At 58.7% G+C, this 24,866-nt stretch carries 31 protein-coding genes; 28 read left to right on the top strand and 3 right to left on the bottom strand.

Annotated features, from left to right (window positions below; all coding sequences use genetic code 11):
* Nucleotides 1-16 precede the first annotated feature (16 nt).
* From H7C18_RS31745 to pduL, 15 genes are all read left to right on the top strand, one after another.
* On the top strand, nt 17-874 hold the full coding sequence (locus H7C18_RS31745) for a helix-turn-helix domain-containing protein (RefSeq protein WP_185133144.1): 858 nt from the start codon (nt 17-19) through the stop codon (nt 872-874).
* A gap of 73 nt (nt 875-947) precedes the next feature.
* Nucleotides 948-1,109 carry a hypothetical protein gene (locus tag H7C18_RS31750; RefSeq protein WP_185133145.1) on the top strand — a complete coding sequence of 54 codons (162 nt, stop codon included), beginning with the start codon at nt 948-950 and terminating at the stop codon, nt 1,107-1,109.
* A gap of 151 nt (nt 1,110-1,260) precedes the next feature.
* Nucleotides 1,261-1,752: a YajQ family cyclic di-GMP-binding protein gene (locus tag H7C18_RS31755; protein ID WP_185133146.1), complete on the top strand. Its 492-nt coding sequence runs from the start codon at nt 1,261-1,263 to the stop codon at nt 1,750-1,752.
* 258 nt (nt 1,753-2,010) lie between these two features.
* Entirely contained in the window at nt 2,011-2,670 is a 660-nt protein-coding gene (gene pgsA, locus H7C18_RS31760) for a CDP-diacylglycerol--glycerol-3-phosphate 3-phosphatidyltransferase (RefSeq protein ID WP_337913987.1), read from the top strand.
* A complete protein-coding gene (locus tag H7C18_RS31765; RefSeq protein WP_185133147.1) occupies nt 2,667-3,920 on the top strand; it encodes a competence/damage-inducible protein A in 1,254 nt (417 codons plus the stop codon). Before pgsA ends, H7C18_RS31765 begins: the two co-directional genes overlap by 4 nt.
* Nucleotides 3,921-4,441: 521 nt before the next feature.
* On the top strand, nt 4,442-5,506 hold the full coding sequence (recA, locus tag H7C18_RS31770; protein ID WP_185133148.1) for a recombinase RecA: 1,065 nt from the start codon (nt 4,442-4,444) through the stop codon (nt 5,504-5,506).
* A 78-nt stretch (nt 5,507-5,584) separates the two neighbouring features.
* On the top strand, nt 5,585-6,325 hold the full coding sequence (locus H7C18_RS31775) for a regulatory protein RecX (protein WP_185133149.1): 741 nt from the start codon (nt 5,585-5,587) through the stop codon (nt 6,323-6,325).
* A gap of 290 nt (nt 6,326-6,615) precedes the next feature.
* Nucleotides 6,616-8,154, top strand: coding sequence for a ribonuclease Y (gene rny, locus H7C18_RS31780; RefSeq protein WP_185133150.1), 1,539 nt, complete (start codon nt 6,616-6,618; stop codon nt 8,152-8,154).
* 94 nt (nt 8,155-8,248) lie between these two features.
* On the top strand, nt 8,249-9,043 hold the full coding sequence (locus tag H7C18_RS31785) for a TIGR00282 family metallophosphoesterase (protein ID WP_185133151.1): 795 nt from the start codon (nt 8,249-8,251) through the stop codon (nt 9,041-9,043).
* Nucleotides 9,044-9,292: 249 nt separating this feature from the next.
* On the top strand, nt 9,293-9,553 hold the full coding sequence (locus H7C18_RS31790; RefSeq protein ID WP_006211249.1) for a stage V sporulation protein S: 261 nt from the start codon (nt 9,293-9,295) through the stop codon (nt 9,551-9,553).
* A 342-nt stretch (nt 9,554-9,895) separates the two neighbouring features.
* A complete protein-coding gene (locus H7C18_RS31795) occupies nt 9,896-10,837 on the top strand; it encodes a dipeptidase (RefSeq protein ID WP_185133152.1) in 942 nt (313 codons plus the stop codon).
* A 161-nt stretch (nt 10,838-10,998) separates the two neighbouring features.
* The gene (locus H7C18_RS31800; protein WP_185133153.1) at nt 10,999-12,735 is read left to right on the top strand and encodes a 2-oxoacid:acceptor oxidoreductase subunit alpha; all 1,737 of its coding nucleotides are present in this window, start codon (nt 10,999-11,001) and stop codon (nt 12,733-12,735) included.
* A 4-nt stretch (nt 12,736-12,739) separates the two neighbouring features.
* Nucleotides 12,740-13,606: a 2-oxoacid:ferredoxin oxidoreductase subunit beta gene (locus H7C18_RS31805; RefSeq protein WP_185133154.1), complete on the top strand. Its 867-nt coding sequence runs from the start codon at nt 12,740-12,742 to the stop codon at nt 13,604-13,606.
* A gap of 731 nt (nt 13,607-14,337) precedes the next feature.
* Nucleotides 14,338-14,499, top strand: coding sequence for a hypothetical protein (locus H7C18_RS36150; protein WP_185133155.1), 162 nt, complete (start codon nt 14,338-14,340; stop codon nt 14,497-14,499).
* 154 nt (nt 14,500-14,653) lie between these two features.
* A complete protein-coding gene (pduL, locus tag H7C18_RS31815; RefSeq protein WP_185133156.1) occupies nt 14,654-15,232 on the top strand; it encodes a phosphate propanoyltransferase in 579 nt (192 codons plus the stop codon).
* A 143-nt stretch (nt 15,233-15,375) separates the two neighbouring features.
* On the opposite strand, the gene H7C18_RS31820 is transcribed toward pduL, so the two are convergent.
* Complete coding sequence (locus tag H7C18_RS31820) at nt 15,376-16,707, bottom strand: alpha-L-fucosidase (protein ID WP_185133157.1); 1,332 nt, start codon at nt 16,705-16,707, stop codon at nt 15,376-15,378.
* Between the two features lie 126 nt (nt 16,708-16,833).
* On the opposite strand from H7C18_RS31820, the gene H7C18_RS31825 reads away from it, so the two are divergent.
* The 6 genes from H7C18_RS31825 to H7C18_RS31850 all read left to right on the top strand — a co-directional run bounded on the left by H7C18_RS31825 (nt 16,834) and on the right by H7C18_RS31850 (nt 19,931).
* Entirely contained in the window at nt 16,834-17,667 is an 834-nt protein-coding gene (locus tag H7C18_RS31825; protein WP_185133158.1) for an AraC family transcriptional regulator, read from the top strand.
* A 119-nt stretch (nt 17,668-17,786) separates the two neighbouring features.
* Nucleotides 17,787-18,176, top strand: a complete 390-nt coding sequence (locus H7C18_RS31830) for a RidA family protein (protein WP_185133159.1) — start codon at nt 17,787-17,789, stop codon at nt 18,174-18,176.
* Nucleotides 18,177-18,196: 20 nt separating this feature from the next.
* Nucleotides 18,197-18,457, top strand: coding sequence for a hypothetical protein (locus H7C18_RS31835; RefSeq protein WP_185133160.1), 261 nt, complete (start codon nt 18,197-18,199; stop codon nt 18,455-18,457).
* 6 nt (nt 18,458-18,463) lie between these two features.
* Nucleotides 18,464-18,916: a GNAT family N-acetyltransferase gene (locus H7C18_RS31840; protein WP_185133161.1), complete on the top strand. Its 453-nt coding sequence runs from the start codon at nt 18,464-18,466 to the stop codon at nt 18,914-18,916.
* 148 nt (nt 18,917-19,064) lie between these two features.
* Nucleotides 19,065-19,562, top strand: a complete 498-nt coding sequence (locus H7C18_RS31845; protein WP_185133162.1) for a hypothetical protein — start codon at nt 19,065-19,067, stop codon at nt 19,560-19,562.
* Between the two features lie 45 nt (nt 19,563-19,607).
* A complete protein-coding gene (locus H7C18_RS31850; protein ID WP_185133163.1) occupies nt 19,608-19,931 on the top strand; it encodes a hypothetical protein in 324 nt (107 codons plus the stop codon).
* 270 nt (nt 19,932-20,201) lie between these two features.
* Here the strand turns inward: H7C18_RS31850 and yjcZ are convergent, their stop codons facing one another.
* Nucleotides 20,202-20,300: a sporulation protein YjcZ gene (gene yjcZ, locus H7C18_RS31855; protein WP_185133164.1), complete on the bottom strand. Its 99-nt coding sequence runs from the start codon at nt 20,298-20,300 to the stop codon at nt 20,202-20,204.
* A 175-nt stretch (nt 20,301-20,475) separates the two neighbouring features.
* On the opposite strand from yjcZ, the gene H7C18_RS31860 reads away from it, so the two are divergent.
* From H7C18_RS31860 to H7C18_RS31880, 5 genes are all read left to right on the top strand, one after another.
* Nucleotides 20,476-20,676, top strand: a complete 201-nt coding sequence (locus tag H7C18_RS31860) for a hypothetical protein (RefSeq protein ID WP_185133165.1) — start codon at nt 20,476-20,478, stop codon at nt 20,674-20,676.
* On the top strand, nt 20,666-21,925 hold the full coding sequence (locus tag H7C18_RS31865) for a DNA polymerase IV (protein ID WP_185133166.1): 1,260 nt from the start codon (nt 20,666-20,668) through the stop codon (nt 21,923-21,925). Before H7C18_RS31860 ends, H7C18_RS31865 begins: the two co-directional genes overlap by 11 nt.
* A complete protein-coding gene (locus tag H7C18_RS31870) occupies nt 21,922-22,443 on the top strand; it encodes a YhjD family protein (RefSeq protein WP_185133167.1) in 522 nt (173 codons plus the stop codon). The genes H7C18_RS31865 and H7C18_RS31870 overlap by 4 nt, the downstream gene beginning before the upstream one ends.
* 93 nt (nt 22,444-22,536) lie before the next feature.
* Nucleotides 22,537-22,881: a hypothetical protein gene (locus tag H7C18_RS31875; RefSeq protein WP_185133168.1), complete on the top strand. Its 345-nt coding sequence runs from the start codon at nt 22,537-22,539 to the stop codon at nt 22,879-22,881.
* Between the two features lie 114 nt (nt 22,882-22,995).
* The gene (locus tag H7C18_RS31880; protein WP_185133169.1) at nt 22,996-23,202 is read left to right on the top strand and encodes a hypothetical protein; all 207 of its coding nucleotides are present in this window, start codon (nt 22,996-22,998) and stop codon (nt 23,200-23,202) included.
* Between the two features lie 19 nt (nt 23,203-23,221).
* Here H7C18_RS31880 and H7C18_RS31885 read toward each other — a convergent pair whose 3' ends face one another.
* Entirely contained in the window at nt 23,222-23,380 is a 159-nt protein-coding gene (locus H7C18_RS31885) for a hypothetical protein (protein ID WP_185133170.1), read from the bottom strand.
* 403 nt (nt 23,381-23,783) lie between these two features.
* Here H7C18_RS31885 and rsmD point away from each other — a divergent pair, with 403 nt between their 5' ends.
* Together rsmD and coaD are read left to right on the top strand one after the other, a co-directional pair.
* On the top strand, nt 23,784-24,356 hold the full coding sequence (rsmD, locus tag H7C18_RS31890; protein WP_185133171.1) for a 16S rRNA (guanine(966)-N(2))-methyltransferase RsmD: 573 nt from the start codon (nt 23,784-23,786) through the stop codon (nt 24,354-24,356).
* A complete protein-coding gene (coaD, locus tag H7C18_RS31895) occupies nt 24,346-24,864 on the top strand; it encodes a pantetheine-phosphate adenylyltransferase (RefSeq protein WP_185133172.1) in 519 nt (172 codons plus the stop codon). The genes rsmD and coaD overlap by 11 nt, the downstream gene beginning before the upstream one ends.
* Nucleotides 24,865-24,866: the final 2 nt, after the last annotated feature.

Below are 24,866 nucleotides of genomic sequence, written 5' to 3' on the forward strand. Positions count from 1 at the left end.
TACGGAGGTGAGACTGATGTCGGATTTGGGACTCTTGCTTCGCAAGGCCAGGGAACAGAAAGGCTATTCTCTGGATGATGTCCAGGAAGCGACCAAGATCCGAAAAAGATATTTGGAAGCGATCGAGCAGGGCGATTATAAAGTGCTGCCCGGCTCTTTCTACGTGCGTGCCTTCGTGAAAACGTATGCGGAAACGGTCGGTCTCGACGCCGAAGAGGTGCTCCGTCTCTACCATAAGGAGCTGCCTCGCCCGGCGACGCCGGAGACGGTGACGCAGGAGGCGATGATCAAGCCGCGAAGCCGCAGCGTGCAGCATAGCGACCGGTGGGGCAAGCTGGTCGTCAATCTGGTACTGTGGATGTTCGTGGTGCTGATCGTCGTCGTCATCTATATTTATTTCGAAAAAAATACCGGCTCGAAGGCCAAACAGTCGGATCAGGACACGCAAATTACGAACGAGACCGCCACGCCTTCCGTTACGCCTTCGTCATCTCCGTCGGCGTCGGTCACTCCTCCGCCGGTCGAGTCCAGCACGCCGCCGCCGGCGACGGTCACCCTGACGGTCACGAAGACCTCGGGCAACACGACGACCTACGACTTATCGCCGGCCGGGACACACGAACTGCAGATCGTATCGCCGAACAGTTGGGTCGGAGTGAAGCAGGACAGCAGTTCCGGTAAGTATCTTATTAACAAGACGCCCTCGGACGAAACACCAATCGTGGTTCAAATCGACGGCCCGTTCTACGTTAACATCGCCCATGCCAAGACCGCGACTATTACGATCGACGGAACGCCGGTCGACGACGGAGACGTGAGCGGGTCGAAGAAGTTCCAGTTCAATCCGACGGACGGTTCTTCGCCTACGCCGTAACGGAATAACGGGCCATCGCCATGGAGACAATGAGGAGGCTTTCTCATTTTTCCGTTTGGTGGAGGGGATGGCCATGGCGACAAGCTGGATCGTTGCGGCAATCGGCATCGTTGTCACGCTGTTCGGCTGGTATTTGACGCCGACCGCCTGGGGGTACGGGATTCTCGGATTCGGGCTGGCGTGGATCGTACTCGGCATTCTGGATATGTTCCGGGCTCCGACTCGCGCGCGTTGACAATCGATACGGGTACGGGAAGCCCTCTGCCGGAGGGCTTCCGTTTTTTTCGCAGGCTGCGAAATGGCTCGAAGTCATGGTTTGGCTTGGCGGGCGCCTCTGTTATAATAGAAGAAAATCATGGCGATACCGGAAAGGAAGACCTTGAATCATGGCATCCGAATATTCGTTCGACATCGTCTCCAAAGTGGATATGCAGGAAGTGAATAATGCGGTAACCCAGGCGCTCAAGGAGATCGAGACGCGCTTCGACTTCAAAGGCAGCAAGAGCAGCATCAAGCTGGAAGGAGAGACGCTCGTCGTCGGATCGGACGATGAATACAAGCTGAAGAACGTGCTCGACATTCTTCAGACCAAGCTGATCAAGCGCGGCGTCCCGATTCTGAATCTCGATTACGGCAAAGTGGAGCCGGCGTCCGGGCAAACGGTCCGGCAGCAGATCAAGATGAAGCAAGGAATCGACCAGGAAGCGGCCAAGAAGATCAATATCCTCATCCGCGATTCCAAGCTGAAAGTCAAAAGCCAGATCCAAGGAGACCAACTGCGCGTGACCGGCAAGAGCAAGGATGACCTTCAGGCCGTCATGCAGCTGCTTCGCGGCGCGGATCTGAAGCTGGAGTTGCAATTCATCAATTACCGGTAAGAAGCCGCTTCCGGAATGTCGGGCGGCAAGCCGAAAAAAGCCTGAATTTCCGGCCGATTGCGGCATTTTGACACGTCTTTGGGCTTCGTTTATACTGATTTCAGTTAAAAGCGGAAAGTCCCGGGGACTTGGGTGGGGGAAGACAGCGATGGATCAGATGCAACGGGCAGCGAGCAAGCGCCGCCCGGCGACTTACGAAGTTTTCTCGTCCGACGGCGCACGTTTGGACGGCAGCGAGCGGAACAAGGAGGGAATTTCGTGAACTTGGCCAATCGCATTACGCTGGCCCGGATTTTTCTCGTTCCGATCGTGGCGTTTTTTCTGCTGGTGAAGCTGGATGTCGGTCCGCTTACGCTGGGAAGCTACACGCTGTCTTACAATCAGATTTTCGCGCTGCTGCTGTTCATTATCGCCGCCAGCACCGACGGCTTGGACGGGTATATCGCGCGCAAGCGGAAGATCGTTACGAATCTGGGCAAGCTGCTGGATCCATTGGCGGATAAGCTGCTCGTGGCGGCCGTCCTGATCTCGCTCGTCGAGATGGGCAAGCTGGACGCCTGGGTCGCCATCGTCATTATCAGCCGGGAATGGGCGGTGACGGGCCTCCGGCAGATCGCGCTGCTGGAAGGCGTCGTGCTCGCCGCCAGCAAATGGGGCAAGTGGAAAACGGCGATACAGATCGCGATGATCGTCGTGCTGCTGCTCAACAACTTGCCCTTCGAGTACATTCACGTGCCGGTCGACGTCGTGGTCGTATGGGCGGCTGCGCTCATCACGGTGTACTCGGGCATCGATTATTTCGTGAAGAACAAGTCTTTGTTTGTCAACGCCGCTCAGCCTTCGAATCCTACGAATCCTACGAACCCTTCGAATTCTTCGCCGAAACCGGTGGCCAAAGAGGTGCGTCGCAACGTATGAGAGCGGAGATTATCGCGGTCGGGACGGAGCTTCTGCTCGGCCAAATCGTCAACACCAACGCCCAGTTTCTGTCGCAAGCCCTGGCAGAGCTGGGCATTGACGTTTATTATCAGACCGTCGTGGGAGACAACGAATCGCGCATTCGCCAAGCGATCGAGACGGCGCGAGGCCGGGCGGAGCTGCTCGTGTTCACGGGCGGGCTCGGGCCGACGCTGGACGATCTGACCCGCGACGCGCTGGCCGCTTATCTGGGCCGCGAGCAGCGGATCCACGAGCCTACGATGCGCAAGATCGAGGAGCGTTTCGGCGGCCGCGGGGCGACCTTTGTCGAGAGCAACCGCAGGCAAGCGCTGCTGATCGACGGGGCGGAGCCGCTGCGCAACGACGCCGGGCTCGCCGTCGGCAACGCCTTGTCCGCGGACGGGACGCATTACTTGCTCCTGCCCGGTCCGCCGCGCGAGATGCGCCCGATGTTCCTAAGCGACGGCTCGGCGTGGCTGCGGGGGCTGATGGGCCCGGCGGCGTCGCTTCATTCGGTTATGCTCCGGTTCAGCGGGATCGGCGAATCGGCGTTGGAGGATCTGCTGATCGACCTGATCCGCGAACAGACCGATCCGACCATCGCTCCTTATGCGAAGGAAGGCGAAGTCGCGATCCGGGTGTCGACGAAGGCGGCCGGAGCGGAAGAGGCGGCTCGGCGGCTGGAGCCTGCGCTGCAAGCGATTCGGGCCCGGGCGGAGCGGTACCTGTACGCCGAGGAGGATATTCCGCTCGAGGAAGCCGTCATCCGCCAATTGGCGCAGAAGCGTCTGACGCTGGCGCTGGCCGAGAGCTGCACGGGCGGCATGATCGCGACCGCGTTGACGGCCGTGCCGGGCAGCGCGGACGTTTTTCTCGGCGGCGTCGTCAGTTATTGCAACGCGGTAAAGAAAAGGCTGCTCGGCGTGCCGCCCGAGCTGCTGGAGGGCCCCGGCGCGCCCGGCGCCGTCAGCGCGGAGACGGCGGCGGTGATGGCCGAAGGCGCGCGGGCGGCGGCGGATGCCGACCTCGCGCTGTCGGTTACCGGCGTGGCGGGGCCCGCCGGTTCGGAAGGCAAGCCGGTCGGCCTCGTGTACGTCGGCCTCGCGGAACGCGGCAAGCCCGCGCGGACGGACAAGCTGGAGCTCTCCGGGGACCGCGAGGGCATTCGCATTCGCGCCACGAAGCGGTCGCTTCACCTGCTCTGGCTGAGCCTGACCGGGCGCGGCTGAGCCCTGAGTGCCTCCCCCGACAGGCGCTTGCCGCGGGAAGAGGCGGCAGCGGCGGGTTAACGTCAGCATCGCCGCGCTCCATATACCGAATTCCGGTGGATGTGGGTAATCTGATTACTTTCTTTCGAGTAATACGCCGGATTTCTGCCGATGTGGGTAATCTGATTACCTTCTTTCGAACAATATGCCGGATTTCTGCCGATGTGGGTAATCTGATTGCTTCTTTCGCGCAATATGCCGGATTAATGCCGATATAGGCCTCCCTCAAACGGCAATAACCGGATATTCCCGGCGATTATGTGACAAAAATTCGTCTTTTCCGACGAAATCCATAAAAAGGCTTGAACAAATGTCAGCGTTATGTTAAAGTTTCCTATGAAAGTTGCGGAAGAACCGTAGCGAAGATTACTTTGCTGCGGTTTTTTTACGGAAATAAATCGAACGAATGTTCGCAAAAAGCTTGGCAAACGAAGCAAAAGAAGGTATGATTACACTATCAAATGATAAGGGATGTGGGTGTGTTGTCCGATCGTCGCGCCGCATTGGAGATGGCACTGCGCCAAATTGAGAAGCAGTTCGGCAAAGGTTCGATCATGAAGTTAGGGGAGAGCGCTCAGCTGCAGGTCGAGACTAGCTCGAGCGGCGCCCTTGCCTTGGATATCGCGCTTGGAATCGGCGGATTCCCGCGCGGACGGATTATCGAAGTTTATGGACCGGAATCTTCGGGTAAGACGACGGTCGCCCTGCATGCGATCGCGGAGGTGCAGCGTGCCGGCGGACAAGCTGCCTTCATCGACGCCGAACACGCGCTCGATCCGGTGTACGCCCGCAACCTGGGCGTCAATATCGACGAGCTGCTGCTCAGCCAGCCGGATACCGGCGAGCAGGCGCTCGAGATCGCGGAAGCGCTCGTCCGCAGCGGAGCGGTCGACATTGTCGTCGTAGACTCGGTAGCGGCTCTGGTGCCGAAGGCGGAGATCGAGGGGGATATGGGAGATTCCTTCGTCGGCCTTCAGGCCCGGCTTATGTCGCAGGCGATGCGGAAGCTGTCGGGAGCGATCAGCAAATCCAAAGCCATCGCGATCTTCATCAATCAGTTGCGGGAGAAAGTCGGCGTCATGTTCGGCAATCCCGAGACGACCCCGGGCGGCCGCGCGCTCAAATTCTATGCCAGCGTCCGTCTCGACGTGCGCCGCATCGAGTCCATCAAGCAGGGCAACGACGTCGTCGGCAACCGGACTCGCATCAAGGTCGTGAAGAACAAGGTGGCGCCCCCGTTCAAGCAGGCGGAAGTCGACATCATGTACGGACAAGGGATTTCGAAAGAAGGCAGCATCATCGATATCGGCACCGAGCTGGATATTGTCCAGAAGAGCGGCGCCTGGTTTTCTTTCAATAGCGAGCGGCTCGGTCAAGGCCGGGAGAACGCGAAGCAGTTCCTGAAGGACCATCCGGAATTGTCGGATCAGATCGAGCGGCAGATCCGCGAGGCGACGCTCAGCGTGGATGCAATCAACCGTTCGGCCTCGGCGGCGTCGGTATCGGACGACGATGAAGACGACAGCGAATTCGCCGAGATGGAATAATCGAATCGAAGAGAGCGGACAAGAGGGCATCTGCGCCGTGCGGATGCCCTCTTGGTCGTAGGAAGGAGCGACGTTGAGATGGAGAAGGAGGAGCATGACGGGCTTGCGTTCGTGCCGGGCGCTGCCGTCGTGACGGCAGTAGAGCCGGACCCGAGACGCAAAGGCATGTACCGCGTCTCCGTCCTTGCCCCTGGCGGCGGAGAGCCGGTACTGCTGTCGGTGCACGAAGATACGCTGGTCGGCTGGCGGCTGCTGAAGGGACGGAGCCTCTCGGGCGACGAATGGAGCGGGCTGCGCAAGTCGGAGGAGACGGAGCAGGCATACCGGTCGGCGCTCGCGATGCTGGACCGCAAAGCCCGCACCCGGAAGGAGTTGGAGCGGGCGCTGAAGCGCAAAGAGCATTCGGCTGAAGCAATTGCCGCTTGTTTGGATAGACTAATAGCCCATCGTCTGTTGGACGATGCGGCGTTCGCCCAGCGCTTCGCGGAACAGAAAGTATCCGCCCAGAGCAAGGGAAGGCGGCTGGTGCGGCAGGAACTGCTGCAGCGGGGCGTGGCCAAGAGCGACGTGGAGCAGGCGATCTCCTCGCTGGACGGGGAAGCGGAACGGGAGTCGGCCTTGGCGCTGGCCCGGAAGCGCTGGCCGTCGGTCAAAGGGGCGAGCCGCCGAGAACGTCTGTACAAGCTGGCCGCGATGCTGCAGCGACGTGGATTCCCGGGCGGGCTGGCGATGGAAGCGGCGCGGCGCGCGGCCGATGACGAGGCGGAGCAGGCGGAAGAGACGGAATGGAGCGAAACGGAAGAGGGTTGGGATACATAGCGGCATTGGCCGGAGACGCGGGGGCGGTGGTCGGGTGCTCCTAAAAGGAAGCTTCGGCGGGCAAGTAACCGCTTTTGCGGTTGCTTGACAATCCATTTTCATAAAAGATACAATGAATTTGTATTCCATTACCCTTTTCCGAACCCTTTTTCCTTCCAAAAAACGATTCGGAAACCTTTTTTTCGACTTTTTGACCGACAGACGAAATGAAACGGTTTGAAAAACCGGCCAACAATTTCATAAGTATCCCAAGCGGAGCCTTGGTGATGCAACGAGGAGGTGAAGACCAAATGGTTTGGATTTGGGTCTTGATCGTCATCGTTGTTGGCGCGCTGTTCTTTGGGATCGGTTATGTGGTGCGCAAAACCATTGCGGAAGCCAAAATTTCCAGTGCCGAGCAAGCGGCCCTTCAGATTATCGAGAACGCCAAGAAGGAAGCCGACGCTGCCCGCAAGGAGACGGTGCTGGAAGCCAAAGACGAGGTGCACAAGCTCCGCAACGAAGCCGAACGCGACATCCGCGAGCGGCGAAACGAAATTCAACGCCAAGAACGTCGTTTGGTGCAGAAGGAAGAATCGCTGGATCGCAAGATGGAAGCTTTGGAGCGCAAAGAGGAGCAGGTCGCCAACAAGGAGAAACGAATCGAAGGCATTCAAGAGCAGATCGAATCGCTTTATAAGCAGCAAATCAGCGAGTTGGAGAGAATCTCCAACCTGACGATGGAAGACGCGAAGCAGCTTATCCTGACCACGGTGGAGCAGGAAGTTCGCCACGAGTCGGCCCAGCTGATCAAGGATATCGAACAGCAGGCGAAGGAAGAGGCAGACAAGCGCGCGAGAGATATCATCTCCCTGGCGATACAGCGCTGCGCCGCGGATCATGTGGCGGAGACGACGGTATCGGTCGTATCGCTTCCGAACGAAGAGATGAAGGGACGGATCATCGGCCGCGAAGGCCGCAACATCCGCGCGCTGGAGACGTTGACGGGGATCGACCTGATCATCGACGACACGCCGGAAGCGGTGATCCTGTCCGGCTTCGATCCGATTCGCCGCGAGATCGCGCGTACCGCGCTGGAGAAACTGGTGGCGGACGGACGCATCCATCCGGCCCGAATCGAAGAGATGGTCGAGAAGTCCCGCAAGGAAGTGGACGAGAGAATCCGGGAATACGGGGAGCAGGCGACGTTCGAAGTGGGCGTGCACGGCATCCATCCGGACCTGATCAAAATTCTCGGACGTTTGAAATTCCGGACGAGCTACGGCCAAAACGTGCTGAAGCACTCGATGGAAGTGGCGTATTTGACGGGACTGATGGCGGCGGAGCTCGGAGAAGACGTTTCTCTCGCCAAACGCGCCGGCTTGCTGCATGATATCGGCAAGGCGCTCGACCACGAAGTGGAAGGTTCGCACGTCGAGATCGGCGTTGAATTGGCGAAGAAATACAAGGAGCATCCGGTTGTCATCAACAGCATCGCGTCGCACCACGGAGACGTGGAAGCGACGTCGGTCATCGCGATGCTCGTCGGAGCGGCGGACGCGCTCAGCGCGGCCCGACCGGGAGCCCGTCGCGAGACGCTCGAGACGTACATCAAGCGTCTCGAGAAGCTGGAGGAGATCTCCGAATCGTTCGAAGGCGTCGAGAAGTCGTACGCCATCCAGGCCGGACGCGAAGTTCGGGTCATGGTTCAGCCCGAGAAGATCGACGACGCGGAGGCGTTCCGCCTTGCCCGCGACATCACGAAGAAGATCGAAGGCGAGCTGGACTACCCGGGTCATATCAAAGTCACGGTCATCCGCGAGACCCGCGCGGTGGAGTACGCGAAATAACAAACGGGAAGGCTTCAGAAGTGGTTGCGGAGCAAGCTCGCAGCCGCTTCTTCCCTTTTTTTAAGGGAGCTTCGGATCGGAAAGGAGCGCTCGGATGAAAGTAGTGTTTATCGGGGATATCGTCGGCAACGTGGGCCGGGATGCGGTGAAGCGGCTGCTTCCTTGGCTGAAGGATAAATACCAGCCCCATATCGTCATCGCCAACGGCGAGAACGCTGCCGGAGGACGGGGCATCAACGCGGCGATTACGCGCGAGCTGTTCGAATGGGGCGTGCACGGCATCACGATGGGCAACCACACGTGGGATAATCGGGACATCTTCGAGTTTATTGACAGCGAGCCTCGGATGGTAAGGCCTGCGAACTTGCCGCCCGGAACGCCGGGAACGGGCAGCGCGGTCATCAAGGTCGGGAACAAGGAACTGGCGATCGTCAATCTGATCGGCCGCACGTTCCTGCCGCCCGCCGATTGCCCGTTCCGGACGGCGGACGACCTCTTGGACGAGCTGCGGCGCAAGCATAAATGCATTCTGGTCGATTTTCACGCGGAGGCGACGAGCGAGAAAATCGCCATGGGCTGGCATCTGGACGGAAAAGCTTCGCTCGTGGTCGGCACCCATACGCACGTGCAGACCAACGACGAACGGATTTTGCCGGAAGGGACCGCCTACGTGACCGACGCGGGAATGACCGGCCCTCGCGATGGCGTGCTCGGCATGGATCGGACGACGGTCATCCGGAAGTTCATCACCGGCTTGCCCGCGCGCTTCCAAGTGGCGGAGACCAAATGGATTCTGAGCGGCGTGTTCGTCGACATCGACGAAGCAACCGGCAAGGCGGTCAAAGTTCAGACGATCCGGGTCGACGAGGACTCCTGGATTCCCAGTTGAAGCTTCGCGGTTAATCCCCGACGCAGCGCGCCCGAACGAGGGCGGCTGCGTTTTCCCATTCTGAGGAATGTTTTCCATCCTTTCGGTCCCGAATATCCCGCCAGAGCGGTCCGCTATCGCAGAATTCAGAATTTTTCGCATTTTAACGTGTCACGGCCGTTGATACGGCAGGAATTATTGGCCTTCTCACCGAATAAATATCCCTTAGTGGACCCAACCTTTGATCCCTGAGCCGAGGAGGAAATGGTCATGGAAGTTTTAAAGGTATCCGCAAAGTCCAATCCAAATTCTGTCGCAGGCGCTTTGGCAGGCGTGCTTCGCGAACGCGGGGGAGCGGAACTGCAAGCGATCGGGGCAGGAGCGCTCAACCAGGCGATCAAGGCAGTCGCAATCGCACGCGGGTTCGTGGCTCCCAGCGGGGTGGATCTGATTTGCATCCCGGCTTTTACGGATATCGTAATCGACGGAGAAGACAGAACGGCGATCAAGCTCATCGTAGAGCCCAGATAATCGATCGGCCATCGGCCGTCCAGCCTGTTCACGAAGAATCGGATCCGGGAGATCTCGCTTAGACCTTCTTCCCCGGAGGATTCGGCGGACAGGTTTTTTGTTGTTCGGCGGTTTAATACGGGGGGTCAATAAATTCGGGGGCTCCCCCAAAAGTAATCGGAATAAACTTCGAAGCTTTACGTCACTTTTGGGGGTTTGATATCGGGGGCTCCCCCAAAAGGAATCGGAATAAACTTCGAAGCTTTACGTCACTTTTGGGGGTTTGATATCGGGGGCTCCCCCAAAAGGAATGGGAATAAACTTCACGTCACTTTTAGGGGACCAAATTAAGGAGGAATGCTCATGTTGCCGGTAGCGGACTTGCACTGCGACGTGCTGTGCAAAATGGCAAGAAATCCGGACCTCGCGCTGGAAGCAAGCGAGGAAACAAGCGAGCTCGACGTGACGAAGGCGAGGCTTGCGGCGGGCGGAGTCGGATTGCAGGTATTCGCCATCTACATTCCGGCGGAGCTGCCGATGCGGCCGGAGACCGCGCTGCGGGAAGCGGAACTGTTCTGGTCGAAGGTCGCCGCCGTGCCCGGCATGCGCCCGGTCCGCCGGGCCGCCGATCTGGAAGAAGCGGCTCGGAACGGTCAGACGGCGGCGCTGCTCTCGCTGGAGGGAGTGGACAGCCTGCAGGGCCAGTGGTGGGCGCTGCAGCTGCTGCACCGACTCGGCGTCCGGCTGCTCGGCATTGCTTGGAACAACGCCAACTGGGCGTGCGACGGCGCGACGGAACCGAGGGGAGCAGGCCTCACCCGCGACGGCAGGCGCCTCGTTCGGGAGTGCGAGAACCTGGGCATTCTGATCGACGTATCTCATCTCTCCGAGCGGGGCTTCTGGGACGTGGCCGAACTGGCCGGCCGCCCGTTCTTCGCTTCCCATTCCAACGCCAGGGCCATCCGGGACCACCCCCGCAACTTGACGGACGATCAGCTCAAAGCGATTCTGGCCGTGGACGGGCTGGTCGGGATCACGTTCGTCCCGTGGTTTCTGACCGACCGGGAGCCGGCGACCATCGACGACGTGCTGCGGCACGTCGAGCATGTCTGCGAGCTCGGCGGGGAGAACCATCTGGCGTTCGGCTCGGACTTCGACGGCATCGACCGGTACGTGAACGGGCTGGCGCATCCCGGCCAGTATCCGGCGCTGGCCGAGGCGCTGCTCGCCCGGTATCCGGAGCCGCTCGTCAGCGGATTTCTGGGAGGCAATGCCAGACGGTTTCTATCTCGAAATTTGCGGTAAACGATGGCGGCGAAAGCTTGATTCATACCGGGATCGCAACGGTTCCATCAGAAAGAGCTATTATTCCTTTTGGACGGAAAAGCTTGCATTTTACACTACGCAATCATAGAATTTATTTGACAATACGTCATTGAACTCGCGTTCAAGAGGAGATGGACACTGTGATCAGTCAATTGTCTTGGAAAATTGGCGGGCAGCAGGGCGAGGGCGTGGAAAGTACGGATCGTATTTTCTCCACGGCGCTCAACCGGCTGGGGTACTATTTGTACGGCTACCGTCATTTTTCCTCGCGCATCAAAGGCGGGCATACGAATAACAAGATCAGAATCAGCACGAAGCCGATTCGTGCGATCTCGGACGATCTGGATATTCTGGTCGCTTTCGATCAGGAAAGCATCGACCTGAACGCCGGCGAGCTGCGTGCCGGAGGCGTCGTGGTGGCGGACGCGAAATTTTCGCCCACGATTCCGGAGGGCATCGAAGCTCGACTGTTCGCGGTACCGATTACAGCGATCGCCGAGGAGCTCGGCACCTCCCTTATGAAAAATATGGTGGCTTCGGGCGCGTCCTGGGCACTGCTGGGCCTTCCGCTCGAAGTATTCAATAAAGCGGTGGAAGAGGAGTTCGGGCGCAAGGGCCCGGCCGTCGTCGAGAAGAACGTCCAGGCGGTCAAGCGCGGCGCGGAGTTCGTGCTGGAGCAGGCCGGCGGACCGCTGGAGCAATTCAAGCTGGAATCGGCGGACGGCAAGCAGAAGCTGTTCATGATCGGCAACGAAGCGCTCGGCCTTGGCGCCATCGCCGCAGGCTGCCGTCTCATGTCCGCTTATCCGATTACGCCGGCTTCGGAGATTATGGAATATCTGATCAAGAAGCTTCCCAAGTTCGGCGGCACCGTCGTGCAGACGGAAGACGAGATCGCGGCGGCGACGATGGCGATCGGCGCCAACTATGCGGGCGTACGCACGATGACGGCTTCGGCAGGTCCGGGCTTGTCTCTCATGATGGAGTCGATCGGCCTGTCCGGAATGACCGAGACTCCGCTCGTCATCGTCGACACGCAGCGCGGCGGCCCGTCGACCGGCCTGCCGACGAAGCAGGAGCAGTCCGACATCAACGCGCTCATTTACGGAACGCACGGCGAGATTCCAAAGGTGGTGCTTGCGCCGAGCACGATCGAAGAATGCTTTTACGATATGGTTGAAGCGTTTAACGTGGCCGAAGTGTACCAAGTTCCGGTCATCGTCGCGACCGATCTTCAATTGTCGCTCGGCAAGCAATCGTGCGAGCCGCTCGACTACGGCCGCATCCGGATCGAACGCGGCAAGCTGCAGACGGGCGAACTGCCGGAACGGGAGCCGAACAAGCTGTTCCCGCGTTATGAGTTTTCCGAAGACGGCATCTCCCCGCGCGTGCTGCCGGGGGCGATGAACGGCATTCACCATGTGACGGGCGTCGAGCACGATCAGGAGGGCAAGCCGTCGGAGAGCGCGGACAACCGCCGGAAAATGATGGAGAAACGCATGGGCAAGCTGGATTCGCTGCGGATCACCGACGCCGTCAAAGCGGACGCTCCGCACGAAGCGCCGGATCTCGTCGTCGTGGCGATGGGTTCGACCGGCGGCACGGTCGACGAAGCGCGGCTTCGCCTCGCTCAAGAAGGCATGGCGATCAACCACGTGACCGTGCGTCAGCTGCACCCGTTCCCGTCCGATCTGCTGGAGCCGCATCTGCGCAAGGCAAAGAAGGTGGTCGTGTTGGAGAACAACGCGACCGGCCAGTTGGCCAACCTGATCAAGATGAACGTCGGCTGCCACGACAAGATCGAGAGCCTGCTCAAGTACGACGGCACGCCGTTCCTCCCCTCCGAAATCGAAAAAGCTTGCAGGGAGATGAGATAAAAACATGGCAACGTTCAAAGAGTTCCGCAACAACGTCAAGCCGAACTGGTGTCCGGGCTGCGGCGACTTCTCCGTGCAGGCTTCGATTCAGCGGGCGGCGGCGAACATCGGCCTCGAGCCGCACCAGCTGGCCGTCATCTCAGGCATCGGCTGCTCCGGCCGGATCTCCGGCTATATTAACGCCTACGGCCTGCACGGCATTCATGGCCGCGCGCTGCCGATCGCCCAGGGCGTCAAGCTCGCCAACCGCGAGCTGACCGTCATCGCATCGGGCGGCGACGGCGACGGCTTCGCTATCGGCATGGGCCACACGGTTCATGCGATCCGGCGCAACCTGGACATTACGTACATCGTCATGGACAACCAGATTTACGGCCTGACGAAGGGCCAGACGTCGCCTCGCAGCGCGGAAGGCTTCAAGACGAAGTCGACGCCCGAAGGCTCGATCGAGAGCACGCTGTCGCCGCTGGAGATCGCCTTGTCCGCAGGCGCGACGTTCGTCGCCCAATCGTTCTCGAGCGACCTGAAACAGCTGACTTCGCTGATCGAAGCCGGCATGCAGCACAAAGGGTTCTCGCTGATCAACGTGTTCAGCCCGTGCGTCACCTTCAACAAGGTGAATACGTACGACTGGTTCAAGGAGCATATCGTCAATCTGGAGCAGTTCCCCGAATACGATCCGTCCAACCGTATCGCGGCCATGAACAAGATCATGGAGACGGGCGGCATGCTGACGGGCCTGATCTACCAGGACAAAAACCGCAAGTCGTACGAGGATATGGCGGTCGGCTTCGGGCAGGAAGCGCTGGCGAAGCAGGATCTTAGCCTGTCGCGCGAGCAGTTCGACAAGCTGGTGGCGGAGTTCAAATAAGGGCAGCGCGAAAAATAGGGTCAAAACTTCATAGCTTGCGTAGCGGGTATGTACGACAGATAATAGCGTAGTTACCCCGTTACGCAAGCGTACTAACTACAACGCTTATCAAATTAATCCATTGGAGGGATTGATATTGGATAAGCGTTCTTTGTCGTCATTTAAAGTCCAAGGGCTTAACAGCTTGCAGCTTTGATTTCGATATTGTAGTGGTCAAGTAAGACAACGGGACAATCGACGTAGAATGAATGGGCTTGGTTGAGTTGTTTTTCAAGAAAGTAAAAATAAAGAGAGCAGTAAGGTTGTAACCTCACTGCTCTCCAATTTTCTTTTCAACCTAAACCGCAAAGGATGGCTCAGGGGTAATAATTCTTCTTCTGATCAGTTCGGATTTTGCAGCATCATCTGCAGGTAAATAGCCTCTTTCCAACAGTAACTTGCTGTATCTGGAATTATACGTCCAGCAGGCTACCCAGTAATAAATACTCAATGTTATTATGCCTAAGAGCCAAATACGCAATAGATTGCGAAAATCCCCACGGAATATGGGAACCCATAGCCCAAAGAAAAACAGTGTCCATGAAAACCCAAGTTTTATTCTTTTTGTGACTCCAGACGAATGCCTTAGTGTAATCTTCACCATATCACCATTAATATATCCCCATCGGCTGAGGTATTTGCTCCTACATGTTCGACATAATTATATATCAAAAGTCCTATTTTGGCTATATATGTCATCATGGGTCAGCCTATGCTTCACCTTCAATAAGGTGAACACGTACGACTGGTTCAAGAAGCATATCGACAATCTGGAGCAATTCCCCGATTGGCGGAGTTCAATTAAAATGGGCGGGCGTCGGTCGCGGAAGCGGGGCCGGCGCCTTTTTGAATAGTACCGGTCGCAGGCCTTTTTTTGACAATTGCCCGACAATCGGGAAAATAGCGGTTCCAAAGAGGGGGGGAGCGGTCCGGCCGCGGGCCTCTCTTTTTCATTTGCGCTATAATAAAGGAACAGGCATAGATGATCCAGTGAGAGGCGGAGGACGTATGAGCGAAGCGAAAAAAGTTCCCGTTGGCGTCTCGGCGCGCCATGTTCACCTGACGCAGGAGCACATTGAAATTTTGTTCGGCCCGGGGGCGAAGCTGACGGAGTTCAAGCCGCTGTCCCAGCCGGGGCAGTTCGCCGCGAACGAGACGGTGGCGGTGCACGGTCCGAAGGGTTCGTTCGCCAAGGTGCGCATTCTCGGTCCGGCGCGCAGGGCGACGCAGGTGGAAGTGTCGCGGACGGATGCGTTCGCGCTGGGCTTGAACCCGCCGGTGCGCGAATCCGGGAACATCGAAGGGACGCCGGGCGTCCGCATCGTCGGTCCCGCCGGCGAGGTGACGATCGAGAAGGGCGTGATCGTGGCGGCGCGGCACATTCATTTTCACACGTCGGACGCGGCAAAGTTCGGTATCGCGGACAAGCAGCTGCTGAAAGTGCGGGTCGGCGGAGAGCGCGGCGTCGTGTTCGAGAACGTCATCGCGCGGGTGTCGGACCAGTTCGCGCTCGACATGCACATCGACACGGACGAAGGGAACGCGGCAGGCGCCTCGACGGGCGACGAAGGGGAAATCATCGGGTAACGAGGGGAAAGGAGCAAGATAGCAAGCCGACATCGGCAATTCGCCGGCGTCGGCTTGCTTCGTTTCGGAGCATCGCGTCACTTTTGGGGTCTATATCCGGGGGCTCCCCCAAAAGTATTCGGATTAATCATCGAAGCATCACGTCACTTTTGGGGGTTTATTAGTTCCAGTTCCAGGACGGTATCGCGGGCGTCGGGAAGCGGGTACGTTTGATGCTCCGGCCGGGCGAAGTTCACGAACGCGTCGTCCGGATACATGGACGCGTTCCAGGGGCGCGACAGGAACAGCTCGGAGCCGTCGGCCAGGAGGCGCGCTTTTTTCACTTTGCCCGCCAGACCCAGCAGGTTGATCGGGCCGACGTTCTCCTCCAGCAAGTGCGCGTACAGCTTGTTCCCCTTCTGCGTGAAACGTCCCCATTCCGGCTTCGGAAATTCCGCCTGGCCGCAGCCGTAGACGCTGTCGCCGTTCCGGCTCATCCATTCGCCGACTTCGGCCAGAATGTCGAGCGACTCCCGCGGGATTCGCCCTGTGGCGTCGGGACCGACGTTCAGCAGCAGGTTGCCGTTCTTGCTGACGCATTCGACCAGCTTGCGGATGACGGTCGCCGCGCTTTTGTACGTGCGGTCGGCGGCCGCGTAGCCCCAGTTGTTGTTCAGCGTAATGCACGATTCCCACGGGATCGGGCGGCCGCTATCGTCGGTTACGCCAGCCGGCGGGATGATCTGCTCCGGCGAAGCGAAGTCGCCGGCGTACGGGAGAGGCTCGCTCGTATAGATGCTGCCGCCGCCTTCTCCGCCCGCTTCCAGCCGGTTGTCGATAAGAAGATGGGGCTGAAGGGAACGGATCGTCTTGATGAGCTCGGCCGCTTTCCACGTTTCCCCCGCCATTTTCCCGTAAGAGAAGTCGAACCACATGATATCGAGCTTGCCGTAATTCGTCAGCAGCTCGCGCACTTGCCCGTGCATGTACTCGAGATAGCGGTCGAACGTCGCCGGATCGCGCCGGTACCGCTCGTCGTCGCGCATCGGATGGTGCAAGTCCCCGTAGGCCGGATAGTCTTCGTGGTGCCAGTCGATAAGCGAATAGTAGAGGCCGACTTTGAGCCCTTCCGCGCGGAACGCTTCGAGGAATTCGGCAACGAGATCGCGCCGGGCCTTCGTGTTCGTCGACTTGTACTCGGTCAGCTTGCTGTCGAACAGACAGAACCCGTCGTGATGCTTGGCGGTCAGCACCGCGTATTTCATGCCGGCCTGCTTGGCGGCGCGCGCCCACTCCTTCGGGTCGTAGAAGACGGGATCGAATTCTTCGAAGTAGGGCCGGTAATCTTCCACGGTAATCCGCTCGCTGTTGCGGACCCATTCTCCTCTCGCCGGAATGGCGTAAAGTCCCCAATGAATGAACATTCCGAAACGGTCTTGCAGGAACCAGCGGGTGCGCTCCGTTCGGGCGGCGATCTCCGGGTTCGTATCGGTCATGGCGCAAGCACCTCCAAAAGGAATCATTGCCCTCTCAGTTTATCCGCCGTTTGCTATAATGGACAGGGACGGTCTTTATCCGAACCGGGATCTAATTAACCTTCTTGTAAATAGGGGTAACCTGCCATGCATACACCGAAGCCCGACGCGCTGAAAGCGCTGCACGATATGCTTCCGAACCTGCAGATCGACCTGATCGAAGCGCATCTGACGCAATGCCGGCCGGATTGGCGGGAGCTGGACTACGTTCCCGCTTATAGCAAGCTGTACTTCATTTGCGAGGGGGAAGGCTGGCTCAAGATCGGAGATCGGGAACACCGGCCGAAGCCGGGCCAGCTTTGCCTGATGCCGGCCCATATTCGCCAATCCTTCTCGGCGATCGACGGTCTCCCCCCGTTCCGGAAATATTGGTGCCACTTTACGGCAGACGTCGGTTCGACCGGTCTTTTCCAGTGGCTGGAGACGCCGGGCTGCCTGGACGTAGCCGAGCCGGAGCGGGTGACCGAGCTGTTCGAGGCGCTGATCGCCTGCCAACGCGAGCGCTCTCTGTCCGCCCGCCTTCGGGAGAAGGCGGCGCTGCTGGAGCTGCTGGCCGTCGTCGCGGAGCGCGCGGCCGTCCGTGCCGGCGGCCGGCAAGCCGAGGATGCCGAGCGGCTGTCCCGGATCGCGGCGTACATCGAGGAGCGGCTGCACGGACCGGTCACGCTGGAGGAGATCGCAAAGCAGGTGCATCTGCATCCGAATTACTTGATCCGCTATTTCAAAAAGCACTTCGGCATGACGCCGCTCCGATACCTCAACCGCAAGCGCATGGAAAAAGCGAGGTTCCTGCTCCGTGCCACGCCTTTCAGCATCAAGGAGATCGCGGCTCGGACCGGGTTTGACGACGCCAATCATTTCGCCAAGGCGTTCCGCCGGGAGAGCGGCTCCAGCCCGTCCGCTTTTCGGGCCAAGATGTAATCTGTCGAGTTGACTGAGGAATGGGTTTCCAATAAAGGAAACGATTCCTTCACTCGACGGGAGATGATATACTAAATTTCCGAGGAAAACCGATTTCGGACGGGAGAGAGGTGCGAAGCATGGCGGAACGAGTCAGGGTGTTCACCGGATCGCCTTGGGAACCGGTCGTCGGATATTGCCGGGCCGTCCGCGTCGGCAATATCGTGGAAGTGGCGGGTACGACGGCAGTGAGGAACGGCGAAGTCGTCGCCAAGGGGGACGCCTACGGGCAGGCCAAGGCCGTGCTGGAAATGATCGAGGCCGCCCTGAGAGAGGCCGGAGCCGCGCTTCAAGACGTCGTCCGGACCCGCATGTTCGTGACGGATATCTCCCAGTGGGAAGCGATCGGGAAGGCGCATGGGGAATTTTTCCGGGACATCTGCCCGGTTGCGACCATGGTCGAGGTCAAGGCGCTGATCGATCCGGACTTGCTCGTGGAAATCGAAGCGCAGGCGATTATCCGAGATTAGACATCGGAGGAGTGGGTTCGATGGGCGGCATCATTGTCGTCTGGCTGATCGGATTGATGGTGTTTTTCTTTATTTTGCACAGCGTGATCCGGTCGGCGATCGACAGTTCGAAGCTGGCCGCGAACATCCGGGAGATTCGGGATTTCCTGCAGGGGCAGAGCGCGGCTTCCTCGGCGCCGCCGGGGCCGGAGAAGCCCGGAGAGACCTGTCCGGGGTGCGGGAGCAAGGTGCGGCAGGAGGACAAATATTGTTCGGAGTGCAGCTTGAAACTCCAGGGTTAGGGGGAGATGGGCATCAGGCATTCGGCCAGACGAATCGAGCCTCGGGAGCTTGAGGCGCTGTTGACGCTGTATCGCTATCTTCATAAGGACGATCCCGAGCTGACCCCGGACGACCGGCTTCGGGAGCTCTGGTCGGAAATATTGGACGATCCTTACATGGATATCGTCGTGGTCGAACATGACGGTCAAGTGGTCTCTTCGTGCGTGCTCGCCATTCATAAAAACTTGATCCGGGGCGCGCGGCCTTACGCACTGATCGAGAACGTCGACACGCATCCTGGCTTCCGGCGAAGCGGCTTCGCCCGTATGGCGCTGAAATACGCTGCGGAACTGGCCGCGCAGCGCAGCTGTTACAAGATCATGCTGCTCACCGGTTCCAAGCGGGAGGAAGTCCACCGTTTCTATGAGAAATGCGGCTTTCGCCAAGGGATCAAAACGGGTTTTGTCATGGAGCTTTAAAATCGGCGGCGGACGAAGGGAGGGGGACGCGATCAAATCGGGAATAGTCCGCTGCGGTCCGCTGCCTCTCGCCGGCTGCTCTTTGTTTATATATTTGCTTTGGCGTTTTTTGGAGTGGCCGATCCGTGCGCGGTTTCGTCATTACGAGATGATCCGGGATCTGCTGGGGATCGAACTGCTGCTGCTTGCCGCCGGCTGCGCGGGACTGCTTCTGTATCGGCGTCCGGCGGCCCGCCGCGGCCGGTTAGCCGCCGCCCTTGCGGTCAGTCTGCTCGCGTTCCCGCTTGCCAGGGAGCTCCCTTGGGGCCGCTGGTCGTTGGATCTCGACTACCATTGGAATCTTTCCGAGCGGGAGGCCGTCGTGGCGGCGGTCGCGGCCGGCGATATTTCGTACGATTCGCTCCATCATTGGGGGATTATTCCGCTCGAGCGCGATTTTCCGGCTGACGCTCACGGCGTCCGGGAGGTCATGGTTTGGCGGGAAGGCCCTGCACCGGACGTATACTTTCCCGTTGACCGCGGCAGCGTCGACGGCTTGACGGGTTTCTATTATCATGGCGGCGGCGGGCCTTTGCAACCGCCGGGGGTTCTTCCGTTTCTCGTCGTCAAGCCATACGGAGAACACTGGTATTGGGTCGAAGGCTAATTCGGCGGGGCAACCCCGGCGACTAACCGAAAAGGGAGTAATCTTATGCACAAAAGAACGGCAGGCATGCTTTTCGTTTGCATTGCCGCTTTTCTGTACGGCGTCCGCTATTTGAGCGCGGCGATTTACGGCTCGGGCGCACAAAGCTGGAGCCGGCCGTTCTTTCAAGATCTGCTCCGAGATGTCGGCCCGGAGCTGCGGGTTCTTAGCCTGATCGCGCTCGCGCTAGGCGCCGGTTACTTGATCGCGGCGGAATTCGGCATCCCGTTCAAAGGCGCTTTTCGCGACATCAGGACCAACTGGCGCGAGTTCGATACGCGGCCGCAGCCGGAAGAACCGGAGAGCCGGGACCGGGGCGGCGTTCTCTAAAATCAGTCTCGGCCCCGCCATCGTTTTGCAAGCCTTTACCCTCGATCGGCCCGTTTATGACGGGAACTTCTTTGACGGCGACGTAAGCAAGGAATAGCGCCGGAGAAGGCACCGCTCCCCTCTCTTCCTTTCACATTCCATTTACAGATGCTGCAATCCTTCGCGAAGTTCCGATCCGCCGGGCAGCGGGCTTGTCCGACGAAGAGAGCCCGCCGGACCGGCTGGCCGCGGCGGGGATAGATAACTATTTTCCTGCCGATTGGAAGTCGCTTAATAAATGCCGAAACCGGTCCGCAGGATGATGACCAGAAGAATAAACAATACCAGCACGAAAGCGGCACCGCTGCCACCGCCTACAACTCCGCTCATATCAAACACCTCCGAATGTTCATTGCGGCTTTTTGCCACACCTCACTATATGCGGAGATTCCGTTTTGGACAGAGCGTATGCCCATTTCTCGAAACGGAATAAATTGTTTCTTGAAAGGGAACAATTGTTCGTATTAAAATAAGGGAACAAACGTTCTTGCGGAGGGTGAGCGAGATGTCCATCGATAAGTATGTCGGCCGTTTGGTTTGTATCGTTTACATGGACGGCAGGCAGCGGTTCAGCCGGCGCAAGATCCGGATCGTTCAGGTCGAAGGAGGCACGGTCCGGGCGTTCGATGTGGATAAGGGGCAGCCGAGAAGCTTCCGGGCGGATCGGATTTTGGCCGTGGAGCCGGTGATGCCCCATGCCTCCTGAGCGAACGATTTTTTTGGTGGACGGCCAATCGTTTTACGCGTCCATCGAGAAGGCGGCCCATCCCGAATACGAGGGCCGGCCGATCGCGGTAGGCGATCCGGCGCGCAAGTCGGGAATCATTCTGGCGGCCTGTCCGGACGCCAAAGCGCGGGGGGTGACGACCGCCGAACGGGTTGGAGAAGCGCGGGCCAAATGCCCGGACCTCGTCGTCATCCGGCCGCGAATGCAGCGCTACATCACCATCTCGCTGCTGATCACCGAGATTTTCGAATCGGTGACGGACCTGGTGGAACCGTATTCGATCGACGAGCAATTCCTCGACGTAACCGGACTCGACTCCTCGTTCGGATCCGCCGAGGAACTCGCCGGTTATTTGCAAACCCAAATCCGGCTGTCCACGGGCGTCTGGTCCCGGGTCGGTATCGGTCCGAGCAAAATTTTGGCCAAGATGGCGACCGACAATTTCGCCAAGCGCCGGCCGGACGGCATTTTCAGACTGGGACCGGAAAATATCGAAAGCGACCTTTGGCCACTGCCGGTGAACAAGATGTTTATGGTGGCCGGCCGCATGACCCGGCATTTTATCCGGATGGGGCTGCCGACGATCGGGGACATCGCGCGTCTGGAGCTCGGCGAATTCAAGCGAAGGATGCGCCGGGAGATGGGGAAGCAGTCGGACATTCAGGCCGAATACTACTGGCAGACGGCGCGGGGAATCGATCCGAGCCCGGTCGAGGCGAGCATTCGCGGCAACCTCAAGTCGATCAGCCACGGCAAGGCGCTGCGCAGCAGCTTGTACCGGCGCCTGGAAGATATCGAGGTCGTGCTGCTCGAGCTCGTGGTCGAGGTGTGCCAGCGGGCGCGGCGCTTGGGCCGTCAGGGGCGCGTTGTCAGCGTCGGCGCCATGGGAGAGGACGGAGAGCGGAAAACGTGGTTCGGCCGCCAGTTGACGCTGTCGCAGCCGACGGCGCTGACCCATGAGGTTGCGGCCGCCGCCCGCAAGCTCTTCGTCGCGCATTGGAGCGGGGAGGCCGTAGGCCGGCTGTTCGTGGCGCTGACGGAGCTGTCCGACGACCGGATCGATCAGTTGACGCTGTTCGAGGACCGGATTACGGCATACGCGCTGGAGAGAACGTCCGATGCCATCAAGGAACGGTACGGCAGCGCCGCGCTGCTGCGGGCTTCGTCGCTGTTGTCGTCCGGAGTGGCGCTGGAGAGAGCGGAGCAGATCGGAGGTCATTACAAATGAGCAAGCTGGCCGGCAACGGACGCTGGGAATCCAAGATGCTGCTGACCGAACATCAAGAACAATACGACAAGAGAAAAGAAAGCAAGCCATCCGGAAGACCGACGACCGAAGAGCTTGAGATGATCCGGGACTTGATCATGCTGCCCTATATGCTCACCGTCAGCGAAAAAGGCCTCCAGGACGTACGAAGCACTTCCAACACATTCCGGGGCATGTTCGAACGTCTCGTTCAGTGGATGATGGATCGGATCAGCCGCGAGCTGTCGCTTCTTCGGCGGGAGTTATCCCGGCGGAACATCAAAGTGTTCAGCGACGAAACGTACGACGGCGTCATCTACCACCGGTACGTATGTCGGGGCTACGAGGACAAATTCGGCATTGTTCGGGAGACGCTCCGCTCCGAAATGATCGCGCGGTTGAACCGGTACGGAGCGGAGTTTTTCCGGTCTCGCGAGTGGACGGCGGAGGAGACGAAAGAGAAGGAATCCAAGGAGAAGGATGGGAAACCGAAGGAATAAGGCGGCATGCCCGAAAACCGGCCCGGGGGCTTCGGCTTTCGGGCTATTTTTGTTTTCAACGCCGAATATTATTGCTAGCAACAGAACAATCCGATGTTCGATCCGGATTCGTCGGGGGCTTTGTCATATCTCAAAATAGAAAAAGCCCATCACGCCGGTTATCGTGATGGGCAAAAGGGAGACTTGCGGAAAAGTGGTTTAGAAGGCGATCGTGGCCAGTATGATGACCAGGAGGATAAAGAGGACGAGCACAAAAGCAGCCCCGCCTCCAGCACAGCTGCCTACGCCAACACCACCTACAGGATAACCCAAAGTTATCACCACCACTTTTGTATTGAGGCTTATGCCACTACTTATATATATTATCAAGTATCATTATGGTCAGTACGCTTGCCCATTTTACTAAGATTTTTGCCCGGGGCTTCGACTCCGGAATAAGGGCCAAGATTTGCGCGGCCGTCCCCTGACGACTTCGGATTCGGCTTTTTATTTTGCAGGGTTTCGCAATACGGCGTCGAATGAATAACATCGGAAATGATGGGAGGCGTCGATGTGGCAAACAAATATCCACTTAAGGACGAGCCGGGCCGGACCATGTTTGTCTTTGAACGCGGCGGGAAGATCATCGGGAACATCGTAAAGGACCGGACCGCTAAAGAGCCGGCAAAGCTGGTTTTTGAAACGGCGAGATACAACAGTTTAGAGGAGCTGCAGGCAGATTATCCGGCGGCAGACGAAAAGAAAGAGCAGGAGGCTTAAACCTCGCTGCTCTTTTTTGTTATTCATTATCCTCCAAAAAACTCTCCGTATAGGGCCCGGGACTAGCTTTAGGCGGATCGATTTGCGCCGGTTCTTTCGCTGTCCTGGTTTCATGCTGATTGGTGACGCCCATTTGCTCGGTCTTTAAGTCCCTAAGCTCTTTGCTTTTCTTTGTCATGGTCGACTCCTTTTTTTGCTTAGTTTTGGTTTAAGGGAATGAAACAATTCATCATGCATAAGTTCGCCTTTTGATAGGAAAGGGTTATGAGGACGGAGAGACAAAAAATCGACCCCCGTCTCGCGACGAGGGTCTTCATGGGAGAGGAGAAACCGGACGAAGAGCTTATGGGGAAACGTAAGTCTTCTCCGCGGTTGTCCCCGGCGTTTCTTAGGCGCCGGTAGTACCAGTGTGGCCCGATGCCCAAATTTTATACATCGCCAGTCGAAAATTTTGGAGGCCGTCTCCGGGGCGGCCCGCGAATTCGCTTTTGCCCCGTGTCGGAATATGGTAACATAGCACCGATGGAAGCTGCGAAGGCGACAGGCTGCGGCGGAAAGGCACAAAGCAGGAGTGAATGTCAGTGAGAGTCATATCGGGAGAAGCGAGAGGGCGGCCGCTGAAAGCCGTGCCGGGGCAGACGACCCGTCCGACGACGGACAAGGTGAAGGAAGCGCTGTTCAGCATCATCGGCCCGTACTTCGACGGGGAGCGGGTGCTGGATTTGTTCGCCGGAACCGGCGGGCTCGGCATCGAGGCGCTGAGCCGCGGCGCGGGACATGCGGTGTTCGTCGATGCGAACCCGCGCAGCGTGGAGGTCGTGCGGCGCAACCTGGAAGCGACGGGGCTGGCGAGTCGAGCCGAAGTTTATCGCAACGACGCCCGAAAAGCGATCAAGCATCTGGAGCGCAAGGAAGAACGGTTCGAGCTCGTTTTTCTCGATCCGCCGTATGCCATGAAAGATTGCGACGAGCTTCTCGGGGAGCTGGCGGAGCGAAGCCTGCTGGCCGATCGGGCCGTGGCCGTCGTCGAGCACGACGCCGGCTTCGATTACGGCGAGCGGTTCGGGCCGTTCGGGCGCATTCGGCATGCCGTCTACGGAGAAACGGCTTTATCCATATATCGATACGAAGGAGAAAACGATCATGACCGGTAAAGCGGCCCGGCAGGAAGGCGAGCACCGGATTGCGGTATATCCGGGAAGCTTCGATCCGGTGACATTCGGCCATCTGGATATTATCCGCAGAGCGGCGAAACAGTTCGACAAGCTGATCGTCGCGGTTCTCAACAACACATCGAAAAATCCGTTGTTCTCGGTCGAAGAGCGGACCGATCTGCTTCGGGAAGTGACCAAAGACCTTTCCAACGTCGAGATCGACAGCTTCCGGGATTTGCTGGTCCGCTACATGCGCTCTCGCAACGCCCAGGTCAGCGTGCGGGGCATCCGCTCCGTCACCGACTTCGAATACGAGCTGCAGATGGCTTCGACGAACCGTCAGTTGGACGAGGGGATCGAGACGATTTTTATGATGACGAACCCGAAGTATTCCTATTTAAGTTCCAGCATCGTGAAAGAAATCGCCAAGTTCGGCGGGCCGGTGCAGGATCTCGTTCCTCCTGCGGTCGAGGCCGCCCTGCGCCGCAAATACGGCAACGAGGCTTAACC

Source organism: Cohnella zeiphila (assembly GCF_014212055.1).
GTDB classification, from domain to species: domain Bacteria; phylum Bacillota; class Bacilli; order Paenibacillales; family Paenibacillaceae; genus Cohnella; species Cohnella zeiphila.